Here is a 26,957-nt window from a genome sequence, read left to right as displayed (position 1 = left end):
TGCTGGCGAAACTCCGGGGTATATTGATTACGGGATGTCTTCTTCACAGATTTTGCTTGCGTCATGGTTCACCTTGTTAACGATTTTACTCGCTTAACAGCGTGTCCACCATTCGTGGGTAGGATCATTGTCACCTACCTTAGCGAACGTGAAATCCCTATCAATGTTCTGTTCTTCCAGGTGTTCCAGAATGCCGACGAGCAGTTGTTGAGCCGCGCCTGGCTCATCGACCCAAGCGAAACCCAGACTAACGCTACACAAGCTACGACGGGCATCAGCGCTGAAGAGCGCGAACCGTGGAACGGCGAGTTTTACGTCTCCTTTGGCGACCCGCTGAGCCGTAGCTGGCAAGATGCCCGGCGTTATGAATTTATCAGCGCGGGTGGCGGTAGCTGGTACAGCCAGACGTTAAAACAGCTACAGCCGGACGATCGCGTCTGGGTAAAAATCCCCGGCACAGGCTATGTGGGTATCGGTAAAGTCCTTTCAACCGTGCAACCCGCCAGCAGCTTTAAAATCGACACGCCCGAAGGTGAGAAGCTGGCAATGGACGTACTTCAGCACGGCGAGCTTTATCGCCAGAATGCGGATAACCCGGAGAAATCGGAATATTTTGTACCAGTGAAATGGCTGGAGACACGCAGCGAGAGCGATGCAGTCAATGAGGTCGGTTTCTTTGGCAATCAAAATACCGTGTGTAAACCTACCACGCAAAAATGGCGCCATACCGTCGATAAATTAAAGGGTTATTTCAAACAATGGAATGCTGACGCCTAGCTTACTCCAGCTAAATAAAATTTTTAGATTCAAACTTGAACCCATAGTAGATAACAACGCAACGCCCCAGTCCGGTGAAGGAAGATAAAGCAATAGAAACAAGCAATTGCCACGGCTGGGATTGCTGGGAGATGAGCTGCTGGAGCGGGTGTTGTAGCTGTTGGCATTTGCACCGCCACCGCTCCGGTATGCGTGCGTTGATAGGTGGAGTACTGGCTACAGCAGGCAAAGAAATGTTATATGGAACAATTTATACGGTGTCTTAAAGGGAAAATCCGAGCATGAAACTAAGCGATCACGAACTGTCAAAACGAGTTCTGGTATGGCATGCCTTGTCCGATCTTTTCACAGCGCGTGAGTTACAGGACTACGACTATCAATGGATGGTCAAGGTGCTGAAAGAATCTGGCTTATCCAAGGAAACCATTTTTCAGATAATTGATGACGAAGTGGCGCCCGCCTTACTGGGAAATCTGCTATTCAACCCTACTCCGGTTATGGATGGTTGGGAACCTGAAGAAGTAAAAGAGTTGGTGCTCCGCTATTTGCATAAAAAACCAACAATTATAGAGAAGATACTCCCTCGGAAGTCCCTAATTAAAAAAAGGCGTAAAAACATTCAAAGCGAATTATCCCAACTATCGATCGAGCTGAATAAAAACTAACTGACACATCATCATTAACGCTATCAACTTAATATCTACTGGCTGCCAGAATACGATATTTCAGATAGACACCAACAAAGCGGTCAGAAGAATAAGGTGAACCATTTTTATAAAATCTTTTTATTTTGTAGATCAGAGAATACTTTTCTCAAAAATATCGGCTAATAACAGCCTAATCGTACTTTCCCACATTGCGGATATATTTTGTTGTTGCGACGAGCGTCGCACATCACTTCATCAAGCGTTTTATACATGACCAGCGTCTCGCAATAGCCATTGGGTAAAACCTCATAGTTAGGTATCCCAACAAAGGACTAACCAAAATAAATCCATAAATATCATAGTGTTAAATAAAAAACTATTTTTATAAGAGCTACCCAATCAGTAAAATAAAAAACAGGAGTTGTTTTTTAAGTAATGAATGAGTGTAAAATAGTGATAAAACAAGCTGTTAATGCAAGGTCATGGATAGATGAGCCGTTTCTATAGAAAAACTATAACGTATTTATTTTCAAAAGATTTTTTTATTCTTGTCACTGTACTGGCCATCATGTCGCCAATTCTTTGGTATATGCTATGGGCTTCGCATCTGTCGCATAACACGATACTGATCGAGACATTCCCGGAATTCACCATATACATTACCACTGGCGCTATTTTTGGCCTTATCTTTGCTGGAAGAGCAACCTACTTCCGACCAGTAAATAAAACGCCAAAGTATATTCTTGAAATGTTTCTGGGTGGATTCGCCTTAGGATTTGTTGCCATACTGAATAGCTTTGACGTTTACGTTTATCTTTTCCCGGATAAAGTGATTAATTATACCTCCGAGTATGAGGTTGTTTTTCCAGGCCCATACAGAGGGAAACATGGTCGTTGCGAAGCGGGCATATGGATTAAAGATGCTTATACCGACCGCTGGAAACAGCTATGCACCAGTAAAAAAGAGTTGTCCAAAAAAAGACGACAAGGCATGAGTGAGGTATGGGTAACGGCGCGAGTCAACGAGCTCGGGTCTTATATTGTCGATTATAAGTTTACCTACAAGTAAAGGCAGCCTAAATGCGATATAACCTGATACGCCGCCAACGGCGACAAAACCGGCGCCAGCCGTTTTTTACCGCCACGCTCAATCAATATAAGACTACCGATTAGGTATAACTTTTATAAAATCGGCGGATAAATCGATTATTTTATTATCCGATATTCATATTTCCCTTCAAACATATCCTGTATTTCCGCGCGGTTCAGCTCATCAAAATGATCCGGAACCGTTCCTTTGCCTTCAGAAAATCCAGCTTACGTCTTGGCTTCTCTTCCGTGTAAGCCACGACCTTTACCAAACTCTTGCCATTGCGCGCGATCAGGAATGATCACCTATGCAGCTTGTCTCTATGATCAACAAAGATTGCCCCGTCAACGCCCTCTCCCCCAACCCGATCGATCTGACCGCCGCCCATCACGGGCTGTATGGCTCCATCCATAGCCGTTGTGCCGAATCGGGCGAACCACGCCTGAAGGCGGTCAAACAGGTCGGCGATGATCGTACTCTTGTCGGGCTCGGCGACGAGATTGCGCGCTTCCGCCGGATCATTTTCCAGATCGTAAAGCTCACAGCCGCCGGCATAGCGATGGATATATTTCCAGCGCCCTGCGCGAATCATCCGGTTCGGGCCATATTCATCGAACACAACGACATAGCCCGCCTCTTCAGGCGCATCCGCTTTCAATACCTGGCTGATATCCCGGCCTGGCAATCCCTCCGGTATCAGGTGTTCAAGTTGAGCGTAAGCCAGAATCGTCGGCATGAAATCGTAGTGAGAATACAGCCCTTTCAGCAGGCCAGGAGCAATGCGTGAGCGGTGCATGAAGATGCCCGGCACTTTCACGGAGGTCTCGAAAAGATTCTGAGGGTAGGTGCCGTTCCCCTTGCCGTAAATGCCATGGTGACCCATATTCATGCCGTTGTCGGAGGTAAAAATGACCAGCGTGTTATCAAGCTGCCCGCGGCTTTCAAGCGCATCAAGAATTTCACCGATCCCACGATCCATCGCCGTAACCGCCGCGAAGTAGCCGGAAAGCATTCGTTTGCGGGCGTCTTCGTCCTTGGGAAAATTATCCGGATTATAAAAATCGGCATGCATCGGGGGAGCGGGAAGATCAGAGAACGCGCAGTCAGGATAGTAGCGGTCAAAATCTTCAGGTTTATGCTGATTTTCCTCCCACGGCGCATGCGGCGCCGTGTAGTGTACGCTCAGATACCACGGCGCTTGCCCGGACTGTTGCGCAAGGAAGGTCAGCGCATTGCTGGTGATGATGTCCGTCAGATAACCGTCGACGCGTTGCACCTCACCGTTCTGAATCATCGTCGGCGACTGATAAGCGCCTCCGCCGGTCGCGTAGGCCTGCCAGTATGAGAATCCCCGATGAGGGATATGCGTATCGCCAAGATGCCACTTGCCGCTCAGTCCGCATGTATAGCCGGCTTGCGCCAGGATCTCAACCATCGTCTGGTGCCGATCGAGATACTGAATCAGTCGATGATGGAACTCCGTCTCAATGCTGGCATTGCCAGCGCGAATCCAGTCATGTATGCCGTGGGCCGATGGGATCCGGCCCGTCATCAGCGAGGCCCGAGCCGGCGAACAGACCGGCGACACGCAATAAAGGGAATCAAAACGCTTGCCCGAGCGCGCTAACCGATCAAGGTTCGGCGTGTAGATGTCTTGCGTGCCGGCATGATGCATGGCCCAGTAGCCCTGATCGTCGGAAACAATCATCAGTATGTTGGGTTGAGCAGCGGCCATCTCTGTTACCTCCCCTTCTTTTACTTACTTCCGCCCAGCGTGAAGCCTTCAATAATCCGGCTGCCGAGCCAAAAATAGATGGCAAGTATCGGCAGGATGACGATGCACATGCCGGCAAACAAGCCGCCCCAATTCGCCGCGTTGTACTGCATCTGCTGGAGAAATTTCAGCAGCGCCAGCGGCAGCGTTTCCAGTTCCTGAGACTGGAGCAGAACCAGAGCGAAAATCGTTTCGTTCCAATGCGCGATGAGGTTGAGAATGAAAATCGTGATAATGCCGGACCGCGCCATCGGCAGCATGATCGACCAGAAAGTCCTGAATGGCGACGCCCCGTCCAGCGCGGCCGCTTCTTCCAGCTCCTTCGGCATGGTGGCGAAAAAACTGGTCAGGAAAAACACGGCAAAAGGAAGCGATGTCGCGACATAGAGGATCCAAAGTCCAATCAGGCTGTCAACCAGACTAAAAGCCCCCATCAGAACATAGAGAGGCAATACGATAACCTGCGCGGGGATCCCTATGCCAATGGCAAAAAACAGGGTGATTGAATCAGCGCCCAATACCCTGAACCGGCTGAGCGCGTAAGCGGCCGGCGCGGCGATCGCAATCGTGGCGCAAGCCGTCGCAACAGACAGAACCAATGTGTTTAACGCCGCAACGCCGAAGTTACCGGCAATCCAGGCCTCCTCGAAATTGCGCCATTGAAAGGTTCCCGGCAGCGACCAGGGAAATGCCAGAATCTCACGCGTGGTCTTAAAAGAGGAGAGCAGAAGCCAGATAAGGACCAGGATATTGAAAGCGACGAAAGCCCAGATCAGCAGCGTCGGGATGGTTTGGGTGACGGACAGATTGCGCAAGCGGAAACCACGCCGCGTCGGCGTGGCCGCCAGGCGCGTACTTTCGCGTAGATGAGATGATGTCATCGCCATCTCCTTAAAATTGCAGGGGATCGCGGCGCATTATCCGACGAATAAGCCAGACCAACACAGCGACAAGGATGAGCATGATAAAAGCGCTGGCGGCCGCCGGGCCATAACGCGGCGTCCCCGTGGCGGCAAAGGCTTCCGCATACGAATAAAGAGCGGTGTTCCAGACTTTGGTGGAGGGCAGATACCCCGCGCCGCCGGCGAACGCATAAATGAACTCGAAGATTTTGACGGAACTGATGGTCCACAGTACGGCGGCCATGCTGACGATTTCCCACATCAACGGCAGCGTGATGTGCCAAAAACGCTGTAAAGCGTTCGCGCCCGCAAGTTCGGCCTCTTCGTAAAGATCGGCGGGGATACGATCGACCCCGGCCATCAGGATGGTCGTATAGAAGCCGGTCGAAACCCAGATAAGCCCCACCATAATCAGATTGAACAAATTAGACTCGTTGAGCCAGGCCGGCGGATTCGAGATCCCCATGCCCGCCAGTATCTCGTTAACGAGACCGCCGCTCTGAAAAAGAAATCCCCAGAGAATCGAAATAACGACCGCTGAAAGAATATTGGGGAAGAATATGACCGATCTGACAAACTTGCGTCCCATCATCTCCCGCAATGCCATCGTCATCGCGAAACTGATAAAAAACGTCGCGCCGCCGACAATAAAAATAATCTTCAGGGTGTTTATAAAAGCGCTGATAAAAATCGGATCGTAGTAAAGCGCTTCATAGTTGCGCCAGCCGACGTACTCCATCGGCCCTGCGCCGGGCCATTTATGAAAGCTGATCCACACCGTCGCGATCGTAGGCAATATGAATAACACCACATAGAGAACCAGCGCAGGCGCGACAAACCAGAAAAACAGCTTTCGGCGAGCCTGATGCATCGGTTCGATGGTGGGTTCGGCCTTTGCATCAGGCAGCGCCGACCGGTTGTCCTTGATAGCGGACTTTAAAGGCATTCGTGGCTCTCTCAAGCGCCGCCCCCAACACAGGCCGACGCGTTTGTTATATGGATGACTTTTATGCGCAATGCGATCAATCGGCCGCTCACTGATGGCAAAAGTATAAGTCAGGCATGTGGATATGCCTGACCAACACGCCCTTCAGGTTGCCGATATCCGGGTATCGTTCAATTCAGACGCCGATAGGTAATCGTATTTTCCACCAGCGCTGACTGGAACGCCTGCGCGCTCTTCACGCCGAAGATAAGATCGTTGATGAGCGGAATAAGCACCTTATTCGTATAGTCGGCGTCCACGTCGATCAGTCCGTCGAACTGGCTATGAATCTCGGGCGAGGATTCGATTGCCAGCTTGGCCTGCGCCAGTTCATCCGGCACGGCGATATCGGCGCGGGGCGTCAGATTTCTGGTCTCAGTGGCGATACCCGACAGCTTGTCCTTGGCAAGGAAGTAGCTGATGAACTTTTGCGCGGCTTCTGCATTGGCGGCTTTTTTCGGGATGGCGAAGCCAATAAAGGAGACTTCCTGCGTCTGATGCGCGCCTTCAGCGACCGACGGCATGGGAAAAGAGCGGGGTTTGAAACCGGGAGCGGTGTAGCTGGCCGTTTCGCTCACGATCCACGGGCCGTTAAAAATGACGGCCGCCTTGTTGGTGGCCCAACGCTGCTGCATGGCGGGCCATTTGCTGGCGTTGTAGCCAGGAGCGAAATATCCGCCTTTTACCAGTTCCTCAATATGTTCGGCCGTCTTCAGAATCAGCGGATCCTTTAAAGCCTCGCCGGTCTTGTCGGCTACGGCCGCGCGCAGCTTGCCGGGGCCAAGATAGCGCACGGCGATTTCCGCAAAGTAATACAGATTGAAGTGCGCGATATCGCCGTCAAGCGCGATCGGCGCGACCCCTTTGGCTTTTGCGCTATCCAACAGGGTGATTAAGTCGGCCCAGGTTTGAGGCGGAGACTTTTCGACCTCAGGCAGAAACGCGGCGTCGTACCACCATTGCGAAGTAATCACCTCGTAGGGAACCAGCCATTTCTGGCCGCCGGTCGTCACGGACTGCAAGAATTTTTCGGGTATCACGCCGCCGACGGTGTTCCCTGGTTCTCCTGGGATTGCTGCCGCGTAGACGGGGGAAAGATCCGTCTGGTTATTGGTTGATACCAGAATGGAGCGCACGTTGCGCTGCGCGCCGTCAACCAGATCGGCGGGCGTTACCGCGGAATTGAGCGTCGGCGCCAGTTTTTTGAGGTTATCCCGGCCAACCCATTGCGTCTTGACAACAATGCCCGTGTCTTTCGTGAACTGGTCTATGGCTTGTTGGATCACCTTTTGTTGCGGCTCGCCGCGATTCCACATCGACCAGTAGGTAATGGTGTCTTGCGCATAGGCCAAACCAGACATGCTGGTTGCGGCCAGTAGCGAAGTGATTGCCAGCGCTATGCGCCGCCGGATTTTTAATGGTTTTGTCATCGCGCCGTTCTCATGGTTATAAATATCATTCACGTTTTAAACTACCTGGGTTGAGCCGACCGTCCTCTGCAAAAAAACCGCCGCCCGGTTGCTCGGTTATCACCCGTTGAGATTTAGCGTAATTACTTTTTTGGCGCAATATTATTTAAGCATAACTATATTCTGTTATTTTTTTAGTAAAACTACATTTTGTCTGGCATTTAGATGGGACATCGTTATCATCCTGATGAGGCTATTCCGCTAAAAAAACACCTTACCTGGACGGATAAAGTGGGAAAATTGTCGCTTTTCGAGACGATCGTGTCTGATACACCGCAACTCAGTAAATCCTTTCGCCGCATCGCTGCCTATATCGAGCGGGAACGGGAAGGTTTTATGTACAAGACCGTGCGCGAACTCGCTTTCATCGCCGAAGTCAGCGAACCGACATTAATCCGTTTTTGTCGGCACTATGGGTATAAAGGCGTACCGGACTTTCGTATCGCGCTGGCGATGTCGTTGGCGGAGCGCGATGCCCCGGAATTTCCACGCTTCGTCGATCCGGTTATCGAAGATAAAAATGTCGTCAATCGCGTGGCGAAACGCGCAATTGCGCGTCAGGCGGCCCAACTGGCCAGGGATGATAAACGTATCATTCTTGATTCAGGATCGACCACGCAGATGATGGCGACAGAGTTGCGCGACAGCGAACCGCTGACCATTCTGACGACGGGACTCAATGTCGTGCAGGAACTCCGCCCGTCGCGTCAGCATTCAATTATATTGCCTGGCGGCACATTCCGCGCCGAATCGATGTCGCTGGTCGGCCGAATGGTCGAGACCTCCTTAAGCTCGATGCACTTCGACACGGCCTACTTAGGCAGTGATAGCATCGATCCGGTTGTCGGCCTCAGCACGTTCAATGAAGACGAGGCGCATCAGAACATCGCCATGATCGCCGCCAGCACTCGCATCGTCGTACTGGCCGATGCGAGCAAGTTCAGCTCGCCGGCGCTGCATCGCATCTGCGAATTGGACAAGGTGCATATCATCATTTCCGACGACAGATTGCCGCCGGAAACCCGCAAGTTGATCGAAGAGATGGGCGTGCAACTTCTGTGCGTCGGTCTGTCATTGGGAAAAAAGAGTGGTGGAAATGGCGTCAGTCAGCATTGAGAATATTCAGAAATCATACGGTCCGTTGCAGGTGATTCACGATGTTTCCATACACATTCAGGATGGCGAGTTTATCGTGCTGGTGGGGCCGTCCGGCTGTGGGAAATCGACATTACTCAGAATGGTCGCCGGCCTTGAGACTGTGACGGCAGGCGATATCCGCATCGGCGAACGAGTCATCAATAACACCGCGCCCAAAGATCGGGATATCGCCATGGTGTTTCAAAATTACGCCCTCTACCCTCATATGACGGTACGCGAAAACATGGCGTTCGCGCTAAAGCTGAAAAAGATGCCGCTCGACGAGATCAATGCCCGCATCGAAAAAACCGCCGGCATTATCGGCCTGAGCGAATTACTCGACCGGTATCCCCGCCAGTTATCCGGCGGTCAGCGCCAGCGTGTGGCGATGGGACGCGCGACCGTCCGCAACCCGCAGGTCTTTCTGTTCGATGAACCGCTGTCCAATCTCGACGCAAAACTACGCGTGACGATGCGCGCCGAAATAAAATCATTACATCGGAAACTAAAAACCACAACGATCTATGTCACGCACGATCAGGTCGAAGCGATGACCATGGCCGATCGCATTGTGGTCATGCATGATGGCGTGGTGGAGCAGATCGGTACGCCGCTGGAGCTTTACGATCGCCCTGATAACCTCTTCGTCGCGGGCTTTATCGGTTCGCCGTCGATGAACTTTATCGCCGGTTCGATCCAGATAAGGAACACGCCCATATTTACCGCTGAAGGGGGTTTCGAGATCGCGCTGCCTGATTCCGCCTCGTTGCAAGATGGCCAATCCGTTGTGCTGGGTATCAGACCGGAACATTTTCAACTTGCCGAGGACGGCATGGCGGTTGAGGTGGCGGCGGTTGAACCGACCGGCTCGGAAACATTGATTATGGCGCGTTGCGGCGAACAGGAGATAACCTGCGTATTTCGGCAACGCTTCCTGCCGACGCCTGGCGAAACGTTAAGGATTCAGGCTAATCAGGATTTTCTTCATCTTTTTGATCTGAAATCAGGTCGGCGACTGAATACCCGCGCATAAATCCCCCATCAATCCTTTGCCATAAACGCGCCACAGGTCGGTGTTCCGATTAGCGTGGCGCGCCGAGTCGAGTCAAAAACCGCCAGCGGTGGTTCGAAGCGGTGTATTATCGGAAATCGGACGTCGCCCTGCCGATCGGCGCATCCCGTTGCCATCCGCCGGCTCGATCTTCTCGATCCCGACGGCCTGCCGACCCGCAATTTGTCCGTCACGAAAAGGAGAATGCTCATGAGAATCGTCAACGCCCGCCTGCGCCATCGTTCGGAACTCTTTACGCTGGAGATTCGGGACGGCTTATTCGCCGCTATCACGCCGCAGACCGCCAGACAAAACGCGACGGCGGAGGAGATCGACGTTCAGGGCAATCTTGCCTGCGCGCCGTTCGTCGAGCCTCATATCCATCTGGATGCAGCGCTCACCGCCGGAGAGCCCAACTGGAACCAGAGCGGCACCCTGTTCGAAGGCATCGAGCGCTGGGCCGAACGCAAACCGCTGCTGACCCCGGACGATATCCGCACCCGCGCCCGGAAAACCATCCAACTGCTGATGGAAAACGGCGTTCAGGCGATCCGCACCCATGTCGATACCACCGATCCGACGCTGACCGCGACCAGGGTGTTGTGCGAACTGCGCGATGAGTTGAAAGATCGGCTGGAACTACAGGTGGTGGCCTTCCCTCAGGAAGGGCTGCTCTCGTATCCCAACGGCCTGCGGCTGATGGAAGAGGCGCTGGAAATCGGCGTCGACGCGGTGGGCGGCATCCCGCATTTTGAGTACACGCGGGAGTTGGGCGAGGCATCCATGAAACAGGTCATCGCGCTGGCGAAAAAATATGACCGGCTGGTGGATGTCCACTGCGATGAGATAGACGACCCCAACTCGCGTTTCCTTGAGGTGCTGGCGGCCGAGGCCTTGTTCAACGATATGGGCCACCGCGTCACCGCCAGCCACACCACCGCCATGCACTCCTATGATAACGCCTACTGCTCCAAGCTGTTCCGTCTGCTGAAAAAATCCGGCATCAGCTTCGTCTCCTGCCCGACGGAAAGCATCCACCTGCAAGGACGTTTCGACACCTTCCCCAAGCGCCGCGGGGTGACGCGGGTGAAAGAACTGCTGGCGGCCGGCATGAATGTCTGTCTGGCGCAGGATTCGATATTCGATCCCTGGTACTCGCTCGGCAACGGCAAACTGCTGCGGGTGCTGGATGCGGGGCTGCATATCTGTCAGATGATGGGCTATCAGGATATTTCCACAGCGCTGAGCCTGATCACCGACAACAGCGCCAAAGCGCTGGGTATCGATGCGCGCTACGGCATTGAGGTCGGCAAGCCCGCCAATCTGATCGTTCTGGCGGGCGAAAACGATTACGAGGCGATCCGCCGTCAGGAAGATGTGCTCTGGTCGATCCGCCACGGCGAGATTATCCTGCAACGTCAGCCCGCACAGGTGATTACCCGGCCGGCGATCTTCTCTGAATAAGAGAAAAATACGGCCGAACGCCGCGGCGCGTCATCGCGTTGGATAACCTCGTTATCTATGCGAAGATACGGCGATTCACGCGTGCGACCGGCGCCATTCGTTTATTGGTTAAACAACCTCAGGAGCAACCATGAGTTTTAGTCTTTGGCTCGCTTATACCGGTATTATCAGCGCATTAATCGCGATACCGGGCCCATCGGCTTTGCTTTGCATGTCCCACGGACTCCGCTACGGGCATACCCGCGCCACGGCGACCGTGCTGGGCGGGGCTATTGCGGCGCTAACGCTGATGGCCTGCTCGGCTCTGGGATTGGGCGCCATCCTGGCGGCCTCGACCACCGCGTTTATCGCGTTAAAAATTATTGGCGCGGCCTATTTGATCTGGCTTGGCATCACGTCATGGCGGGCATCGGGCATGCATCAGACGGAACCCGGCGTTCAGGATGCGTCATCCTCAGGCTGGTTTGCGCTTTTCCGCAAAGGCTATCTGGTGGGGATCAGCAATCCGAAAGATCTGCTGTTCTTCGCCGCGCTGTTCCCTCACTTTATCGATACCGGCGCGCCGCCTGTTTTGCAGTTCGTGATACTGGCCGTCACCTGGCTGATACTGGATTGCAGCATTATGTTTATCTATGCCTGCACCGGCCGCCGGCTGTCCTCGCTGTTTTCCAGTCCCCGCCGCATAAAACTGTTTAACCGTTCAACCGGCGGCATTTTTATCCTGGCCGGCACGACGCTGGCGATCTCGACCAAATAATGCCGGCGTCGCGAATAATCACGTTCCCGCCGAACGTGATTATTTGGCCGATGCAAGCTGTTCGATGCCGTTTTCATCCAACCGATAGCGAACCCACTCATCCTGCGGTAACGCGCCGATGCTTTTATAGAAATCGATGGCCGGCTGATTCCAGTCGAGCACGCTCCATTCCAGACGGCCGCATTTTCTTTGCCGGGCAATGTCGGCAAGGTGTCTGAGCAACGCTTTACCGGCGCCGCAGTGACGGAATTTTTGCCCGATGTACAAATCTTCCAGATAAATACCGTTTTTCCCCAGCCAGGTGGAGTAGCTCATAAAGAAAACCGCGTAACCGACCGGCTGACCGTCGATACGGCAAATCAGCGCTTCCGCATTGGCATCCTCGCCAAATAACGAATCTTCAATATCCTGACGCGAAGCCACTACTTCATGGCGGGCTTTTTCATACTCCGCCAGTTCGATAATAAGGTCTAAAATAACGCCGGCATCAGACTTGCGGGCGGGTTGAATCTCAATTTTCATTAATTTTCCATAGGTTGTGGTGACAAGTAATGCCTGCCATGCTACTTCATTAGCAATACTGTATGAACTGCATTGTACTCAGGACTTAATGAACAATATGCATCTCGATCTACGCCGCATCGATCTGAATTTACTGGTTATATTTAACAGCATCTATGAACACCGTTCGGTGGCTGAATCGGCAAAAGCATTGGCGATGAGCGCCTCGTCAGCGTAGTTGAATCAGCGTCAGCCGACCGCCGAACACCGCGCCGGTATCAATGTAAAGCTGGTTGAAAAAGATCAGGGGTTTGTGAAGCGGCGTGTGGCCGAAGATAAACAGGTGCGCCCCGGCGATCTTGTCGCCTTCGCCCGCCATGGCGCGCGTGATGCGATTACGCCCCCAGACCAACTCATCCTCATCGACCGCCTTGCCGAACGCATAATCGTCCGCCGGATAGTCCGCATGAGCAATGACATAATGGCGGCCGCCGATATCCACGTCGATGACCAGCGGCAGATCCGCCGTTTGCGCTATCCGCCCGGCGACGATGCGTTTATCGGCGTCATCAAGCGCGGAATACCAGCTTCCCCCATTGCGCGACCACAGCCAGCCGTTATCCTCGCTCAGCGCCTCGCGCGCCATCTGCTCATGATTGCCGCACACGGCGGTAAACCAGGGTTCATCCAGCAGCGCCAGGCAGGCCGGGCTATCCGGCCCGCGATCGATCAGATCGCCGACCGAAATCAGCAAGTCGGTTTGACGATCGAATTGCCGGGTCGCCAGCGCATCCAGCAATGCCTGATAACAGCCGTGGATATCGCCGACCACAAATATTCTTTGATAATCATCACCGCTGATTCTGCGATACATAGAGACCTCATCAGAGCAGGATGCGGCATCGTCATTACGCCCGCCCGCCGGCGCGGGAAAGCTCGGGGAACAGCGTACGCAGCGTATCGGCAATCGCCGGTCGGTCATAACCCAATTGCTGCAAGATCATGGCGATTTGCCGCGCGGAAATCGCATCCTGATACACCGAGTGGAGCACATCGGCAATCAACTGCGGCGTGATCAAGCCAGTCAGGGCAATGTCCTTCGCCGTACCGCCCCACGCCTGAAGAATATGCTCAAGCGCCTGTTCCGGGGTCATGCCCTGTTCATGGAGCGACGCCACCACCGCAATCAGCTTATCTTTTATTTCATTCGCCATCATTCGGCTCCCAGATCAACGGGAGCCCTTCCTCAATCCCCGCCAACCGACCATAACCACAACCGGAAGCCCGTCCGGCTCCGGCTCGCTACAACCTGAAGTTGTAGCAACCACAAATAAAGGGTGTTTTTCCAATATATCTCAGATGGTTATAGTGAAACCACCTCTTGTCGTCCCCCTAAAAAACCTACCGATATCCAGGGGGATGGTCATTTGGACGCGTCCAGAGCGTTTATCCGGCCGCACCAGACCCCTTTCCCATCATACAACAGGCAGGCGATATCACCAGAAAACAGCACGAGGATCGGGTACCCCTACAATAACAGGAAGATAACACTATGAGCAGATTAAGAAAAAATACCGCTATCGGTTGCTTTCTTTTCATCTTCGGCCTCTCCCTCAGCTACGCGCAGCCGGCTGCCGCACAAGAGAGCAAACTGGAAACCGACGTCGTGGTTGTCGGATTCGGCGGCGCCGGCGTATCCGCCGCGGTGTCGGCGGCGGAAGCCGGACTGAAAGTCATTGCGCTGGAGAAACAGGCGATAGCCGGCGGCAGTTCCAACTTTGCCGAAGGGCTGTTTGCCGTCCAAACCGACCAAACCCGTAAAAACGCCGTCACCATGACCCCCGAGGAAGCCTACCGCACCTCCATGGAATTTAATCAGTCGTACCGGGTGAATCCCGCGCTGGTGAGAATGTATCTGAAGGAGTCCGGCCCGACGATCCGCTGGCTGGAAAAACAGGGCGTCAATTTTTACGTCACCCAAATCTCCGCCCATGAGCCGCGCGTGTGGCATATCGTGGAAGAATACGGCAACGCGCATCATGGCGCGGCGCTCATCAAACGCATGGCGGAGCGAGCCAGGGAACTCGGCGTAACGGTCATGTATAAAACGCCGGGCAAGAAGCTGATCTATCAGGACGGCGCGATTAAAGGGATTGAAGCGGAGGATGCCGACGGCAACAAAATCACCATACTGGCGAAAGCGGTGATACTGGCCACCGGCGGCTTCCAGGACAGCAAAGAGAAAGTCAAAGCCTGGACGCCTTTCGATCCGGAAAAAGTCACGCCGTTCGCCCACCTGAACAAAACCGGCGACGGCATCGATATGGCGACGGCCGTCGGCGCGGACACCACCGACTTCGGCCTGTTGCTGCATCCGGCGGTGACGGATAAGGGCATTCCGCTGGTAGGCGATTTGCAGGCGATGGCCTGGGAACCCAACCTGTGGGTCAACAAATACGGCGATCGCTTTATCGATGAAACCATCGTGGAAAGTTTCGCCATTGCCGGCAACGCGATTGAAGGCCAGCGCGACAGCTTCGTCTGGTCCATTTTCGACGATGATACGATAAAATTTGTCGAGGAAGAGGGCGCCAGAACCGGCATGGGCGTCATCATTCCGGTCATGAAAAAACTCACCAACCTGAAAAAAGAGATCGACGACGCCATCAATGCGGGCAGCGCCAAGGTGGTCAGGGCCAGCTCGCTGGATGAGCTGGCGAAAAAACTCGATGTCGACCCCAGACGACTGAAAGCGTCCGTCACGCGCTTTAACCAGATCAAAGAAAAAAATGTCGATGAGGATTTCGTCAGAAACCCGGCCACCGTGTTGCAGCTTACCGGTCCGACCTATTATGCCCTGAAAGTGCAACCCCACTATTTCGCCTCCTTCGGCGGGGTCCGCATCACCACGGATCTGGAAGTCACCGACAAGCAGGATAAGGTTATCAAAGGGTTATATGCCACCGGTCTGGATGTCGGCGGGCAATATGGCCGCACCTACACGCTATGGGCCTCCGGGTCTCATTATTCCTTCGCGGTCACATCGGGTCGTTTGTCCGCCGTCAACGCGGCGAACTATATCCGTACGCTGAAATAACATCCCGCACGCCATAATGGGAAGCCGGGCCTTCCCATTATGCATGACATGCACTGGAGGAATGATGATGAACAATATCAATCAATTGTTCCGGGCCACACTATTATCGGCAACATTGATGGCCGTTCCCGCCGTATACGCGGTGGAAAACGTCACGCCCTTGCAACCGGGCGCGACAACCGGCAACGCGGCGGGGCTGTTGCCGCCGGACGGGCTCTACTTTACGCTGGACAGCTCCTATGAAACCGGATCGCTGCGCAACGAGGACGGCGATAAAGCCCTGACGCCGGGCGGCAGCGTCAAGCTCAAGGTGGTCAGCACCGCCGCGTCGTTATTGTGGGTGCCGGGCTGGGAAGTGCTGGGCGCCCGTTATGGCGCCAGCATAGTGCAACCCCAGCGCGTCATTCGTTCCCGTACCAACGACGGTCAGACGGAGCACAAAGATCACTATGACGGCATGCTGAACACCTCGATCACCCCCGTGATGCTGTCGTGGGATCTGGGCCGCGGTCTGTTCGTGGGATTCGGCGCGGGAGTCAGTCTGAAGAACGGCAAGTTTGAATATCAGTACAGCGAGGCCGAGGGCAGAAACGTCATACAGGGAAATTCCATCGCCAATAATTTTTATATTTTCCAGCCTAATCTCGCCGTCACCTATCTGCGCGACGACTGGGCGTTCACGGTGAATAACATCTTCAATTTCAATACCCGCAACAAAACGACCGAATACCAAACCGGCCACCTCTACTATCTGGACGTCACCGCAGCCAAAACGATCGATAACTGGACGCTGGGCGCGATCGGCAACTATACCCGGCAGTTCCGCGACGACAAGATAAAGGGGCGGGAAGTCTCCGCCATTCCGGGATTTCACGCGCGGGGAAAACGCACCGAATACGCCTCGCTCGGGCCGATGATCGGCTATAACTTCGGCGATTTTTCCGTCTCAGGGCGTTTTCTGTTTGCGCTGTTCGCCGAAAATGATGTGGATATGTCGATCTTCCATCTGGGGGTCACCATTCCGCTGAAGTAACCCACGGCAACGCCGCATGATGTTATCGCGGCGTTTCCGGCCCGGTTGCGCGCGCTGAAAACTGTGCGCAATATCCCTTTTCTTCATACGCGTTTTTTATTCCTATGATAGCTGTCATATTTTGACGCAAACGGGCTGGTTACACTGTCCGCCTGTCCCCCGCACGATGACTGATGATGGGAGAGGTGGCATATGGATATCGGTACACTGAAATATTTTGTTCAGGTGTATGAGGATCGTTGCCTGACTCATTCCGCACAAAAATTATTCATTAGCCAGCAGGCGCTGAGCCGGCAGATCCTCAATCTGGAAACCGAACTGGGCGTAACCCTGTTTGAGCGCAATTCCCGCGGCATGTCGCCGACCGCGATGGGCGACTACCTCTACGTCAAGGCCATGACCGCCATCAGCAGCATTGCCGCGCTGGAAAGCGATATACGCACCCGGCAACGGCACGAACATCCTCGTTACCGCCTCGGCTTCTCTCCCGGCACGCTGCAAAGTCTGGGGGTACAGCGGGTGATGGCGTTTCTGGCCGCCTACAAGGATGCGGACTGCGAACTGTCCGAGCACGCCGATATCGATTGCGAAGCGCGCGTGGATAACGGGTCGCTGGATATGGCGATCACCGTCAGGCCCGGAGATAACCCGCATCTGCGCTATACCAGCATCAAGCAGGAGCGGATCGTGCTGGTCAGCAACAGGCAGCACCGTCTGGCGCGGCTGGCGCAAACGCGGCCCATCCGCCTGACCGATTTGATCGGCGTATCCCTGATTATGCTGGATGAAACCTTCCGGCTACAGGAGACCATTTTGCAGCACCTGCGCCAGGCGGGCGTCACGCCGAGCATTCATACCCACATCAATCACGATCTGCATGTCGCCTACGATTTGGTGACGCTGAATCAGGGCGTTTTCGTCTTCGTCGAAGGATTGGCCCGCCCGATGTTGCGCGAAGACATGGTGAGCATTCCCCTGTTGGACTCCGGCATGAGATGGGATATCGGGCTGATTGTCGGCCATGAATCCGCGGCGCGTACGCCGATGCTGCTCAATTTCGTTAACCGCTTCCAGCATGACATGCGCCAGGAGGCGGATACCTCACGCCAGACAACCGGCAGCGTTTGCCCATTATTTATCTGAAATCACGCGTCTTTTTCCCCGTTTGTACTGAAAATGCGCAGGGGACGGCATTTATGTCATATCGGTGTATAATAAGCGGAATTATTAAAAATAGTTTGAAACAACTCCGCGTAAATTGAGTCACTTTCTTCGTTCTTTGAGATGCGATAATTCCCCAAATAAAAATCGAATTTCATTCTGTGAGCAAAAAGGCTAAGTCATGATCACCACCGACGGTAACAACGCAGTCGCTTCTGTCGCCTGGCGGACCAATGAGGTCATCGCCATCTATCCCATCACGCCAAGTTCAACCATGGCGGAACAGGCCGCGGCCTGGTCGAGCGACGGCGACAAAAATATCTGGGGAGATACGCCGCGCGTGGTGGAAATGCAGTCGGAGGGCGGCGCGATAGCCACCGTACACGGCGCGTTGCAAACCGGTTCGATGGCGACCAGCTTTACCTCGTCGCAGGGCCTGCTGCTGATGATCCCCACGTTGTATAAGCTGGCCGGCGAGCTGACGCCGTTTGTCCTGCACGTGGCGGCGCGCACGGTGGCCACCCATTCGCTGTCCATCTTCTGCGATCACTCCGATGTGATGGCCGTACGCCAGACCGGCTGCGCCATGCTCTGCGCCAGCAACGTACAGGAAGCGCAGGATTTCGCGCTGATCGCGCAGATGGCCAGCCTGAACAGCCGGCTGCCGTTTATCCATTTCTTCGACGGTTTCCGCACCTCGCATGAAATCAACAAGATTGAACCGCTGAGCGATGACGACCTGCGCCGACTGCTGCCTCAGCAGGCTATAGAGGCTCACCGTGAGCGAGCGCTTACACCTGAGCATCCGGTGATCCGCGGCACGGCGTCCAATCCGGATACGTTCTTCCAGGCCCGTGAGGCGACCAACTCCTGGTATAACGCCGGCTGTCGGCACGTCGAACAGGCGATGAACGACTTCGCCGAGGTCACCGGCCGTCAGTATCGCCCGTTTGAGTATTACGGCCATCCTGAAGCCACCCGCGTTATCGTCCTGATGGGCTCCGGCGTCGGCACCTGCGAAGAAGCGATCGATCGGCTGCTGACGCTGGGTGAAAAAGTCGGCGTGGTGAAAGTCCGTCTGTATCGCCCGTTCTCCGCCAGCCATCTGCTGGCGGTCGTGCCGCAAACGGCGAAAAGCATTGCCGTGCTGGATCGCACCAAAGAACCGGGCGCGCTGGCGGAACCGCTCTATCTGGACGTGATGACCGCGCTGGCCGAGGCGTTCTCCACCGGTGAACGCGCGTCTATGCCGCGGGTGATCGGCGGGCGTTACGGCCTGTCGTCCAAAGAGTTCACCCCGCAGTGCGTGCAGGCGATCTTTAATGAGTTAGCGCTTGCTAACCCCAGACCGCGTTTTACCGTCGGCATCTATGACGACGTGACCAATCTGTCGCTGCCGTTGCCCGTCGAGCATTTGCCGGGCAATGCCTCGCTGGAAGCGTTGTTCTATGGCCTGGGCAGCGACGGCACGGTATCGGCCGCCAAAAACTCGATTAAAATCGTCGGCAACACCACCCCGCTGTTCGTACAGGGCTATTTCGTCTACGACTCGAAAAAGGCCGGCAGCCTGACCGTCTCCCACATGCGCGTCGGCCCTCATCCCATCAATTCCGCCTATCTGATCGATCAGGCGGACTTTGTCGGCTGTCACCAGTGGCAGTTCATCGACAAATACAGCATGGTCGAGCGTCTGAAGCCCGGCGGCGTATTTCTGATCAACTCCCCCTATTCCAGCGACGATCTGTGGCATCGGCTGCCGCAGGAAGTTCAGGCCGCGCTGAACCAGCGTCAGGCGAAGGTGTACTGCATCAACGCCGCCAAAATCGCCCGCGAATGCCAGCTGGGCGCGCGCATCAATACCGTGATGCAGATGGCGTTCTTCCATCTGTCGCAGATCCTGCCGGGCGACGTCGCGCTGGAAAAACTGCGCTCGGCGATCGCCGCCAGCTACGGCAGCAAAGGTCAGGAACTGGTCGAGCGCAACTGGAACGCCCTGAGCGCCACGCTGGAAGCGCTGTCCGCGGTACCGCTGGAGGCCGTCAATGCCGACAGCCCGCAGCGCCCGCCGGTGGTTTCCGACGCCGCGCCGGACTTTGTTAAAACCGTGACCGCCGCCATGCTGGCCGGCTTAGGCGATAGTCTGCCGGTTTCCGCCCTGCCGCCCGACGGCACCTGGCCGACCGGCACCACCAAATGGGAAAAACGCAATATCGCCGAAGCGATCCCGCTGTGGCAGCCGCAGTTGTGTACCCAGTGCAACCACTGCGTCGCCGCCTGCCCGCACGCCGCCATCCGCGCTAAAGTGGTGCCGGCCGAAGCGATGGACAACGCGCCGGCGTCGCTGCAATCGCTGGACGTGAAAGCCCGCGATATGCGCGGTCAGAAATATGTCTTGCAGGTGGCGCCGGAAGATTGCACCGGCTGTAACCTGTGCGTGGAAGTCTGCCCGGCGAAAGATCGCCAGAACCCGGAAATCAAAGCCATCAATATGGAATCCCGGCTGGATAATCTGGCGGTCGAAAAAGAGAACTTCGACTTCTTTATGGCGCTGCCGGAAATGGATCGCGCCAAACTGGAGCGTATCGATATCCGTACCTCGCAGTTGATTACGCCGTTGTTTGAATACTCCGGCGCCTGCTCCGGCTGCGGCGAAACGCCGTATATCAAACTGCTGACGCAGTTGTACGGCGATCGTCTGCTGGTAGCCAACGCCACCGGTTGCTCTTCTATTTATGGCGGCAATCTGCCCACCACGCCGTGGACCACCGATGCCAACGGACGCGGACCGGCCTGGGCGAATTCGCTGTTCGAAGACAACGCCGAATTTGGCCTGGGCTTCCGCCTGAGCGTCGACCAACACCGCCAGCGCGCCGTGCGCTTGCTGCATGAGCTGGCGCCGCAGTTGCCGGATGATTTAGTGGCGGCGTTGCAGGAAGAGTCGATAGCGCCGGAACTGCGCCGTCAGCAAATTGAACAGCTGCGTATGATATTGGCCGACCTCGACAATGAGCAGGCCAGGGCGTTGAGCGCCGAAGCCGACTATCTGGTGGATAAATCCATCTGGTTGATTGGCGGCGACGGCTGGGCTTACGACATCGGCTACGGCGGTCTGGATCACGTCATGAGCCTGAGCGAAAACGTCAACGTGCTGGTGCTCGATACCCAGTGTTATTCCAACACCGGCGGTCAACAGTCCAAAGCCACGCCGCTGGGCGCCGTCACCAAGTTCGGCGAGAAAGGCAAGCGTAAGGCGCGCAAGGATCTGGGCATCAACGTCATGATGTACGGCCACGTTTATGTAGCGCAGATATCGCTGGGCGCGCAGTTGAACCAGACGGTGAAAGCCATTCAGGAAGCGGAAGCCTGGCCGGGGCCGTCGCTGATCATCGCCTACAGCCCTTGCGAAGAGCACGGATATGACCTGGCGTTCAGCCACGATCAAATGCGTCAGTTGACCGCCACCGGCTTCTGGCCGCTCTACCGCTTCGATCCGCGCCGCATCGAGGAAGGCAAACCGGCATTGATGACGGATTCCCGTCCGCCGTCAAACAGCCTGAGCGAAACCCTGCTGCACGAGCAACGTTTCCGCCGCCTGAACAACATGCTGCCGGAAGAAACGGCGCAGCTTTACGAAGAGGCCGAAATCGATCTGCGCCGCCGTTATGATTTCCTGACCATGATGGCGGGTAAAGCGGAGAAAAGTCCGCAGGAGTGACGCGACTATCCTTTGCGACAGAGTCCTAACCCCACCCCAACCCTCCCCTTCACAGGGGAGGGAGTTGGCTCCTCCCCCTGACAAGGGCTGTCTCTTATACACAAATGCGGGAGCGCTGATGGGGTTGGCTGTTACGCGGCGTAAAAAATTATGCTGAGGAGATAGCAGGCTTAGGATGAGCCGCATGGACGCGGCGAAAGCTTGCGCCACGTCGGGAACGTGTCGCAAGCGATCCGTTAAGCCTGATACCGACGAAGGCACCGCGCAGCGGCATAATTTAGCCGCAAGCCCGGGTTCGTAGGGTGGTGGCGCTTGAACCACCCTGCGTCGGGCGCGTACTGCGACATCGCAGAGAAATGACGGCCTTCTCGCGCACGAAATAACACTGAGCCTACATATACCGTTATCGGTAAATATGTGACTAAGAGACAGCTGACAAGGGGGAGGCCGGGAGGGGTAGCAACAGGCGTCGCCAGTGCTCTCCGCTATCGTTTAACTACGGATCTCACCTAGCAATTCTGGATGACGATCAAGAACTTTCAGTAATTTCACCGTGGAAGGATGAGGTTGTGCCTTGCCTGTTTCATATCTGGAAAATGCATTCGCGCCGCCGCCAAAAATGGCGCTGGCTTCACGTTGCGTCAAATCCAACTTTTTACGCACACGACTAATGTACGCCGGTTCAATCGTTTCTTTGATAACCGAATTTTTGAAAGCAACGATTTTTGCCAGGTACGCCGCAGACTCGTCCTTGTTCATCGTGACGTCATGACAGATCGGACAGTGCAATCCCTCTATGGCCGGCAACATGGTTTTTTTCCACGAAATGAGTAGGGTACATCTTTTGCTTCCTGTATCAGTTCGGCACCGCCACAGTTAGGACATTTCATATTATTTCTCCTTAAATGAGACGATGAGCAAGTCGTCAATAACCGTGATTTTTACATAGAGATCAACGGTGTTAATCCTGGGGCGATAGACATTCCGTCAAAATCTAATCCCAGTAAATCTGCGCCATTGAGCGCCGTGTTAGTCGCCCTGACCTTGCCCTGAGCGATTAGCGCCTTAACGACGTGCAGTCGAGTATGGGGTGTTCGTTTTTCCATATACCACATCCATGTAGATGGCCTTAAATAAAAGGTAACCCGTTGCCGGGCAGCCCATCAGCGATAAATCTGGCTTACCGCTTCCGCAATCGTCTCGATTAACGATTCCTGCAACTGCGAAATACTGAGCCGCACATAATGGCCGCTTTTGGTGCCGAACCGCTCTCCCGGCTGCACGGCGACGCCATGGGCGGCCATGGTGATCAGCGCATAGCGCTCCGACGGCACCGGCAGCCAGATACACAGGCTGTCGTTTTCCGGAACGTAAATCCCCCGCCGCGCCAGCGCGTTCGCCAGCCGTTGCCGCCGCTGATGATACACCTCGCGGGCATGTTCAATCCCCTGCTGCGTTTTCCGGTCGGCGAGTAAAAAGCTCAGCGCGCCTTGCAGTATCCGGCTGCTCCAGCCGGCGCCGAAATTACGAAAGGACTGGATCTTGCCGATGACTTCCGCCGAACCGGAGATTGCGGCCATACGCAAATCGGGGCCATAGGCTTTGGAATAGGAACGGATATAAATGGTCTGCGCCGGATAGTACGCGCCCATGCTCAGCGCGGGATAGGACGAGATCTCGCCGACGCCGTCGTCTTCAATAATCATCGTCATCGGGTTATCCGCCAACAGCGCGGCCATCGCCGCCATACGCGCCGGGCTTACCGAATGACCGGTATGCGAATGGGTTCTTGGCTGGTAGATAAACGCGGCGGGATTATGCTGCAATGCCTGCTTCAGCGCCTCGATGACCGGGCCATGTTCATCGCATTCGACCCGAATGGCGTTGATGCCGATATGATCCAGCAAATCCAGCAGCCGCGCCGCGGTCGGGCTTTCAATCACCACCGTGGAGCCGGGGAAAATCAGCGTCTGCAAGGTCAGATTCACGCCGTCAAACCCGCCGTCAGCGGTCATAAACGCTTCCGCCGCATACGGCCAGTTGTTGCGCAACTGCTGCTCAAGTTCGGGAACGATCGGCGTACGCTGATAGCTATTTAAATTCTTAACCCGGGCGCCATATAACAGCGCTTCGTCGAGATCCGGCAACAGCGCGGGATCGGGCGCCGACAAGGTCAGATCGGCGATGATCGTGTCGCCAAAGTTACCGATCTTCTCAAAACGCTCCGGCCGCGGGGAAACCTGCTGACCGGACACCCACATGCCCGTTCTGCCGCGCCCCGCAATCACTTTTTGTCGCCGCAGCTGGCTCCAGGCCGCGGAAATCGTCGCCGGACTCACGCCCAGCGCTTCGGCCAGTTCCCTTACCGGCGGCAACTGCCGGCCGATTTCAATTTTTCCTGCCCGGATCAGCGCCGACATATCCATCGCAATGCCACGGATACTGTGATTATGCAGTTGTTCAGCCAGCCAGCCGGTATCGATTGGTTTAGTCATAAATAATATTTTGTACAATAACAAAAATATTATTGTACACGTATGAACATCGATCTAGTATCAAAAAAAAGCACATTATGTGCAAATATCAGACATATTTGTTATGAGCGAGTTAGCTCGCGCCTTCACCAGGGAATCACCAAGTTGACGATAACAATTAGACTGGCAGTGAGGGATTGGGATTATTTCACCCCACTCGCCTTGGGCGATATCAAACCAGAAGGGTTTGAACTAAAAATAGATCGGGTCGGTACGTTGCCGGACAATCTGGCGACCAGCAGTCAGTACGATGCGGGCGAGGTGTCATTCAGCCGCTATGCGCAAAGCCGCGCTCAGGGCGATGAAAGTTTAGTCGCCCTGCCGCACTTTCTGATGCGCGGTTTCCGCCAGCGCTGCATTCTGACCACGCAGGACAGTCCGCTGACCGAGCTGTCGCAGTTGGCGGGGAAAAAGATCGGCCTGACGGGCTGGCAGGATTCCGGCAATACCTGGACGCGCGCGCTATTGCGCCGTGAAGGCATCGGCAATGACGATGCCTACTGGTACGTAGGCCGTCTGACGGAAGCGCATCCGATTGTCGATCGTCTGGCCGGATTCGGCCGGCCGGGACGCATAGAAGCCGCGTCGGGCGAGCAGCCGCTGATTACGCTGCTGAAAAACGGCGGTCTGGACGCCATCTTCACCCCGTTCATGCCGGAAGGATTTTTTAACGGCGGCTCCGGTTTACGACAGTTGCAACCCGATTTCCGTCAGGCGGAAATCGACTATTTCCACCAGGTCGGCTATGTGCCGGGCATGCATGTGCTGGCGATAAAACCCGCGCTGGCGGCGGAACACCCCTGGCTGCCGCAGGCGCTCAGCGAGGTCATCGACCAGTCGTATAAGGTGTGGATGGGCAAGCGCATCAAGTATGCCGATACCACGCCCTGGTTGTTGGACGATCTGCGCCGCACCGCTCAGGACTTACCCGTTCACTGGAACGACAATGGTTTCGCCATCAATAAAACCATGATTGCCGATTTCGCCAGTGAACTGTACTTACAGGGGATAACGGCGCAATGCCTGACTCCGGAAGCCTTGTTCCCGTGGGCGTCCTCTGTTTTGTCTGAAGATTAAGAGGGATTGATATGAAAGTCGCACTTGGACAGTTCGCCGTTGACCGCGAATGGCGAAACAATGTCGTCACCGCGCTGAAGCTGATGTCGGACGCACAACAGGCGGACGCCGACCTGCTGGTGCTGCCGGAAGGCGTATTGGCGCGGGATATTACCGATCCCAAACTGGTGCTGACCGCGGCTCAGCCGCTGGACGGCCCTTTCGTCAGCCAATTGCTGGCGGCCAGCAAAGGCAGCCGCATGACCACCATGATGAGCATTCACGTACCGAACGGCGCAGAAAAAGTCTGGAACGTGCTGATTGCCATTCGCGACGGCGAAATCATCGCCCAGTATAAGAAATTGCATCTGTACGATGCGTTTTCCATGCAGGAGTCGGAAAACGTCACCCCCGGCGATGAAGTGCCGCCGCTGGTCGACGTCGCCGGACTGAAAGTCGGCCTGATGACCTGTTATGACGTGCGTTTCCCCGAACTGGCCCGCCGTTTGGTGCTGGATGGCGCTCAGGTTCTGGTACTGCCGGCCGCCTGGGTCAAAGGGCCGCTGAAAGAGTCCCATTGGGAACTGCTGGTTCGCGCCCGCGCGCTGGAAAACACCGCCTATGTCGTGGCGGTCGGCGAATGCGGCGTGAGAAATATCGGCAACAGCATGGTTGTCGATCCGTTGGGCGTGGTGGTGGTTCAGGCGCCGGAAGTCCCGGCGCTGGTCTACGCTAATGTAGAACCCGAACGCCTTTCCTATGCGCGGGAGGTTCTCCCCGCGCTGGCTAACCGCCGTTTCGATACGCCGCGTTTGTCGCACGAGTAACGGGATTTTTTATTCACTTCATATAAATATTATCAACACTACACGCAGCCTGCTTTCCAGAGGGCGAAGGAGATTGAGCGATGAAAATGAAACAGTTGGGGCAGACGGCTCTGCTAACAGGTTTACTCTTTTCTGCCGGCGTATTCGCCGCGACGACGCCCGAGATTTCCCCCCAGCAGGTGAATGACGGTCTGCGCGCCCGTTTGCCGGACGATATCAAAAAGGCCGGCGTGCTCAAGGCCGTGAACAATGGCTCCTTTCCTCCGTATGAAATCGTCAGCGGCACGCACTCGCTGGAAGGCGCCAGCGCCGATCTGGCGAAGGCATTGGGCGAAGTGCTGGGCGTTAAAATCGAACACGCTTCCGTCAGCGGCCTATCCAGCCTGCTGAGCGGCATTCAGTCCGGTCGCTATCAGTTCGCCATCGGGCCGATTGGCGATTTCCCGGCGCGTCAGGAAAAGAATGATTTCGTCGATTTCGTGCGTGAGTTCGTGGTGTTTGCCGTTCGTTCCGGCAATCCGGAAAAAATCAACACGCTGGACGATACCTGCGGCAAGCGTATCGCCGTCATGGCCGGCGGCTCCGCGGAACAGGTGATAGTGAAACAGTCGAAAGCCTGTACCGACGCCGGCAAACCGGCGGTGGCGATCCAGTCTTATACCGACCAGCCGACGTCCATCCTGTCGGTTCGATCAGGGCGAGCTGATGCGTTCTTCTCTTCACAGGCGCCGCTCACCTACTTTGTCGATCAGACCAACGGCCAGTTGGAACTGTCCGGCACCGGTCAGCACAACGGCTTTGCCGATCTGTATCAAGGTTCGGTTTTCGCCAAAGACTCCCCGCTGGCGCCGGTTATTCTGCAAGCCTATCAACTGCTGTTTGATAACGGCACCTACGCCGCCATCATGAAAAAATGGCATCTGGAAGGAAACATGCTGCCGGCGCCGGGCATTAACCTGGCGGGAAAACAGTAACGCTGC

The 26,957-nt window shown here is 55.2% G+C and carries 22 protein-coding genes and 2 pseudogenes; 15 read left to right on the top strand and 9 right to left on the bottom strand.

Annotated features, from left to right (window positions below; translation table 11 throughout):
- Positions 1–126 precede the first annotated feature (126 nt).
- The 3 genes and pseudogenes from ABRZ28_RS11100 to ABRZ28_RS11090 all read left to right on the top strand — a co-directional run.
- Positions 127–777: pseudogene (locus ABRZ28_RS11100) on the top strand (DUF8606 domain-containing protein); the annotation flags it as partial.
- A gap of 281 nt (positions 778–1,058) precedes the next feature.
- The gene (locus ABRZ28_RS11095; protein WP_319604272.1) at positions 1,059–1,442 is read left to right on the top strand and encodes a DUF7079 family protein; all 384 of its coding nucleotides are present in this window, start codon (positions 1,059–1,061) and stop codon (positions 1,440–1,442) included.
- A 472-nt stretch (positions 1,443–1,914) separates the two neighbouring features.
- On the top strand, positions 1,915–2,493 hold the full coding sequence (locus ABRZ28_RS11090) for a hypothetical protein (protein WP_330520270.1): 579 nt from the start codon (positions 1,915–1,917) through the stop codon (positions 2,491–2,493).
- Between the two features lie 322 nt (positions 2,494–2,815).
- Here the strand turns inward: ABRZ28_RS11090 and ABRZ28_RS11085 are convergent, their stop codons facing one another.
- From ABRZ28_RS11085 to ABRZ28_RS11070, 4 genes are all read right to left on the bottom strand, one after another.
- Entirely contained in the window at positions 2,816–4,249 is a 1,434-nt protein-coding gene (locus ABRZ28_RS11085) for a sulfatase-like hydrolase/transferase (RefSeq protein WP_330520269.1), read from the bottom strand.
- 20 nt (positions 4,250–4,269) lie between these two features.
- Positions 4,270–5,169, bottom strand: coding sequence for a carbohydrate ABC transporter permease (locus ABRZ28_RS11080; RefSeq protein WP_330520268.1), 900 nt, complete (start codon positions 5,167–5,169; stop codon positions 4,270–4,272).
- Positions 5,170–5,179: 10 nt separating this feature from the next.
- Positions 5,180–6,136, bottom strand: coding sequence for a carbohydrate ABC transporter permease (locus ABRZ28_RS11075; protein ID WP_319604268.1), 957 nt, complete (start codon positions 6,134–6,136; stop codon positions 5,180–5,182).
- Between the two features lie 170 nt (positions 6,137–6,306).
- Positions 6,307–7,605 (bottom strand): ABC transporter substrate-binding protein, encoded by a 1,299-nt coding sequence (locus ABRZ28_RS11070; protein WP_319604267.1) that lies wholly within the window; start codon positions 7,603–7,605, stop codon positions 6,307–6,309.
- A gap of 204 nt (positions 7,606–7,809) precedes the next feature.
- On the opposite strand from ABRZ28_RS11070, the gene ABRZ28_RS11065 reads away from it, so the two are divergent.
- The 4 genes from ABRZ28_RS11065 (at position 7,810) to ABRZ28_RS11050 (ending at position 12,053) form a co-directional block, all read left to right on the top strand.
- Complete coding sequence (locus ABRZ28_RS11065; RefSeq protein ID WP_319604266.1) at positions 7,810–8,760, top strand: DeoR/GlpR family DNA-binding transcription regulator; 951 nt, start codon at positions 7,810–7,812, stop codon at positions 8,758–8,760.
- Positions 8,741–9,814 carry an ABC transporter ATP-binding protein gene (locus tag ABRZ28_RS11060; RefSeq protein ID WP_319604265.1) on the top strand — a complete coding sequence of 358 codons (1,074 nt, stop codon included), beginning with the start codon at positions 8,741–8,743 and terminating at the stop codon, positions 9,812–9,814. The genes ABRZ28_RS11065 and ABRZ28_RS11060 overlap by 20 nt, the downstream gene beginning before the upstream one ends.
- 228 nt (positions 9,815–10,042) lie before the next feature.
- A complete protein-coding gene (gene codA / locus ABRZ28_RS11055; protein ID WP_319604264.1) occupies positions 10,043–11,296 on the top strand; it encodes a cytosine deaminase in 1,254 nt (417 codons plus the stop codon).
- Positions 11,297–11,426: 130 nt separating this feature from the next.
- The gene (locus ABRZ28_RS11050; protein WP_330520267.1) at positions 11,427–12,053 is read left to right on the top strand and encodes a LysE family translocator; all 627 of its coding nucleotides are present in this window, start codon (positions 11,427–11,429) and stop codon (positions 12,051–12,053) included.
- 39 nt (positions 12,054–12,092) lie between these two features.
- On the opposite strand, the gene ABRZ28_RS11045 is transcribed toward ABRZ28_RS11050, so the two are convergent.
- On the bottom strand, positions 12,093–12,575 hold the full coding sequence (locus ABRZ28_RS11045) for a GNAT family N-acetyltransferase (protein WP_319604262.1): 483 nt from the start codon (positions 12,573–12,575) through the stop codon (positions 12,093–12,095).
- Positions 12,576–12,663: 88 nt separating this feature from the next.
- On the opposite strand from ABRZ28_RS11045, the gene ABRZ28_RS11040 reads away from it, so the two are divergent.
- The gene (locus ABRZ28_RS11040; protein WP_319604261.1) at positions 12,664–12,792 is read left to right on the top strand and encodes a hypothetical protein; all 129 of its coding nucleotides are present in this window, start codon (positions 12,664–12,666) and stop codon (positions 12,790–12,792) included.
- On the opposite strand, the gene ABRZ28_RS11035 is transcribed toward ABRZ28_RS11040, so the two are convergent.
- A complete protein-coding gene (locus ABRZ28_RS11035) occupies positions 12,784–13,428 on the bottom strand; it encodes a metallophosphoesterase (protein ID WP_330520266.1) in 645 nt (214 codons plus the stop codon). The genes ABRZ28_RS11040 and ABRZ28_RS11035 overlap by 9 nt on opposite strands.
- 34 nt (positions 13,429–13,462) lie before the next feature.
- Entirely contained in the window at positions 13,463–13,771 is a 309-nt protein-coding gene (locus ABRZ28_RS11030; protein ID WP_330520265.1) for a hypothetical protein, read from the bottom strand.
- A 335-nt stretch (positions 13,772–14,106) separates the two neighbouring features.
- Here ABRZ28_RS11030 and ABRZ28_RS11025 point away from each other — a divergent pair, with 335 nt between their 5' ends.
- From ABRZ28_RS11025 to nifJ, 4 genes are all read left to right on the top strand, one after another.
- A complete protein-coding gene (locus ABRZ28_RS11025) occupies positions 14,107–15,651 on the top strand; it encodes an FAD-dependent oxidoreductase (RefSeq protein WP_330520264.1) in 1,545 nt (514 codons plus the stop codon).
- Positions 15,652–15,718: 67 nt separating this feature from the next.
- Complete coding sequence (locus ABRZ28_RS11020) at positions 15,719–16,684, top strand: SphA family protein (RefSeq protein WP_319604257.1); 966 nt, start codon at positions 15,719–15,721, stop codon at positions 16,682–16,684.
- A 192-nt stretch (positions 16,685–16,876) separates the two neighbouring features.
- Positions 16,877–17,827, top strand: a complete 951-nt coding sequence (locus tag ABRZ28_RS11015) for a LysR family transcriptional regulator (RefSeq protein ID WP_330520263.1) — start codon at positions 16,877–16,879, stop codon at positions 17,825–17,827.
- A 199-nt stretch (positions 17,828–18,026) separates the two neighbouring features.
- Positions 18,027–21,560, top strand: coding sequence for a pyruvate:ferredoxin (flavodoxin) oxidoreductase (nifJ, locus tag ABRZ28_RS11010; protein WP_330520262.1), 3,534 nt, complete (start codon positions 18,027–18,029; stop codon positions 21,558–21,560).
- Between the two features lie 492 nt (positions 21,561–22,052).
- Here nifJ and ABRZ28_RS11005 read toward each other — a convergent pair.
- Together ABRZ28_RS11005 and ABRZ28_RS10995 are read right to left on the bottom strand one after the other, a co-directional pair.
- A pseudogene (locus ABRZ28_RS11005) lies at positions 22,053–22,450 on the bottom strand (type II TA system antitoxin MqsA family protein).
- 273 nt (positions 22,451–22,723) lie between these two features.
- The gene (locus ABRZ28_RS10995) at positions 22,724–24,055 is read right to left on the bottom strand and encodes an aminotransferase class I/II-fold pyridoxal phosphate-dependent enzyme (RefSeq protein WP_330520261.1); all 1,332 of its coding nucleotides are present in this window, start codon (positions 24,053–24,055) and stop codon (positions 22,724–22,726) included.
- 144 nt (positions 24,056–24,199) lie between these two features.
- Between ABRZ28_RS10995 and ABRZ28_RS10990 the strand changes: the two genes are divergently transcribed.
- From ABRZ28_RS10990 to ABRZ28_RS10980, 3 genes are all read left to right on the top strand, one after another.
- On the top strand, positions 24,200–25,171 hold the full coding sequence (locus ABRZ28_RS10990; RefSeq protein ID WP_330520260.1) for a substrate-binding domain-containing protein: 972 nt from the start codon (positions 24,200–24,202) through the stop codon (positions 25,169–25,171).
- A gap of 11 nt (positions 25,172–25,182) precedes the next feature.
- A complete protein-coding gene (locus tag ABRZ28_RS10985; RefSeq protein WP_330520259.1) occupies positions 25,183–25,977 on the top strand; it encodes a deaminated glutathione amidase in 795 nt (264 codons plus the stop codon).
- Positions 25,978–26,057: 80 nt separating this feature from the next.
- A complete protein-coding gene (locus ABRZ28_RS10980; protein ID WP_319604251.1) occupies positions 26,058–26,951 on the top strand; it encodes an ABC transporter substrate-binding protein in 894 nt (297 codons plus the stop codon).
- Positions 26,952–26,957: the final 6 nt, after the last annotated feature.

This window comes from Brenneria sp. g21c3, from assembly GCF_040240345.1.
Taxonomy (GTDB): Bacteria; Pseudomonadota; Gammaproteobacteria; order Enterobacterales; family Enterobacteriaceae; genus Brenneria.
This window is presented reverse-complemented; position numbering and strand designations above follow the sequence as displayed.

Bases quoted from the DNA above. Each gene is read 5' to 3' on its own strand.
- ABRZ28_RS11095 (WP_319604272.1), top strand. From the start codon at position 1,059: ATGAAACTAAGCGATCACGAACTGTCAAAACGAGTTCTGGTATGGCAT.
- ABRZ28_RS11035 (WP_330520266.1), bottom strand. From the start codon at position 13,428: ATGTATCGCAGAATCAGCGGTGATGATTATCAAAGAATATTTGTGGTC.
- ABRZ28_RS11025 (WP_330520264.1), top strand. From the start codon at position 14,107: ATGAGCAGATTAAGAAAAAATACCGCTATCGGTTGCTTTCTTTTCATC.
- nifJ (WP_330520262.1), top strand. From the start codon at position 18,027: ATGATCACCACCGACGGTAACAACGCAGTCGCTTCTGTCGCCTGGCGG.
- ABRZ28_RS10980 (WP_319604251.1), top strand. From the start codon at position 26,058: ATGAAAATGAAACAGTTGGGGCAGACGGCTCTGCTAACAGGTTTACTC.
- ABRZ28_RS11060 (WP_319604265.1), top strand. From the start codon at position 8,741: ATGGCGTCAGTCAGCATTGAGAATATTCAGAAATCATACGGTCCGTTG.
- ABRZ28_RS11075 (WP_319604268.1), bottom strand. From the start codon at position 6,136: ATGCCTTTAAAGTCCGCTATCAAGGACAACCGGTCGGCGCTGCCTGAT.
- ABRZ28_RS11020 (WP_319604257.1), top strand. From the start codon at position 15,719: ATGAACAATATCAATCAATTGTTCCGGGCCACACTATTATCGGCAACA.
- ABRZ28_RS11040 (WP_319604261.1), top strand. From the start codon at position 12,664: ATGAACAATATGCATCTCGATCTACGCCGCATCGATCTGAATTTACTG.
- ABRZ28_RS11050 (WP_330520267.1), top strand. From the start codon at position 11,427: ATGAGTTTTAGTCTTTGGCTCGCTTATACCGGTATTATCAGCGCATTA.
- ABRZ28_RS11015 (WP_330520263.1), top strand. From the start codon at position 16,877: ATGGATATCGGTACACTGAAATATTTTGTTCAGGTGTATGAGGATCGT.
- ABRZ28_RS11080 (WP_330520268.1), bottom strand. From the start codon at position 5,169: ATGACATCATCTCATCTACGCGAAAGTACGCGCCTGGCGGCCACGCCG.
- ABRZ28_RS11065 (WP_319604266.1), top strand. From the start codon at position 7,810: ATGGGACATCGTTATCATCCTGATGAGGCTATTCCGCTAAAAAAACAC.
- ABRZ28_RS11085 (WP_330520269.1), bottom strand. From the start codon at position 4,249: ATGGCCGCTGCTCAACCCAACATACTGATGATTGTTTCCGACGATCAG.
- ABRZ28_RS11070 (WP_319604267.1), bottom strand. From the start codon at position 7,605: ATGACAAAACCATTAAAAATCCGGCGGCGCATAGCGCTGGCAATCACT.
- codA (WP_319604264.1), top strand. From the start codon at position 10,043: ATGAGAATCGTCAACGCCCGCCTGCGCCATCGTTCGGAACTCTTTACG.
- ABRZ28_RS11030 (WP_330520265.1), bottom strand. From the start codon at position 13,771: ATGATGGCGAATGAAATAAAAGATAAGCTGATTGCGGTGGTGGCGTCG.
- ABRZ28_RS11045 (WP_319604262.1), bottom strand. From the start codon at position 12,575: ATGAAAATTGAGATTCAACCCGCCCGCAAGTCTGATGCCGGCGTTATT.
- ABRZ28_RS10995 (WP_330520261.1), bottom strand. From the start codon at position 24,055: ATGACTAAACCAATCGATACCGGCTGGCTGGCTGAACAACTGCATAAT.
- ABRZ28_RS11090 (WP_330520270.1), top strand. From the start codon at position 1,915: ATGAGCCGTTTCTATAGAAAAACTATAACGTATTTATTTTCAAAAGAT.
- ABRZ28_RS10985 (WP_330520259.1), top strand. From the start codon at position 25,183: ATGAAAGTCGCACTTGGACAGTTCGCCGTTGACCGCGAATGGCGAAAC.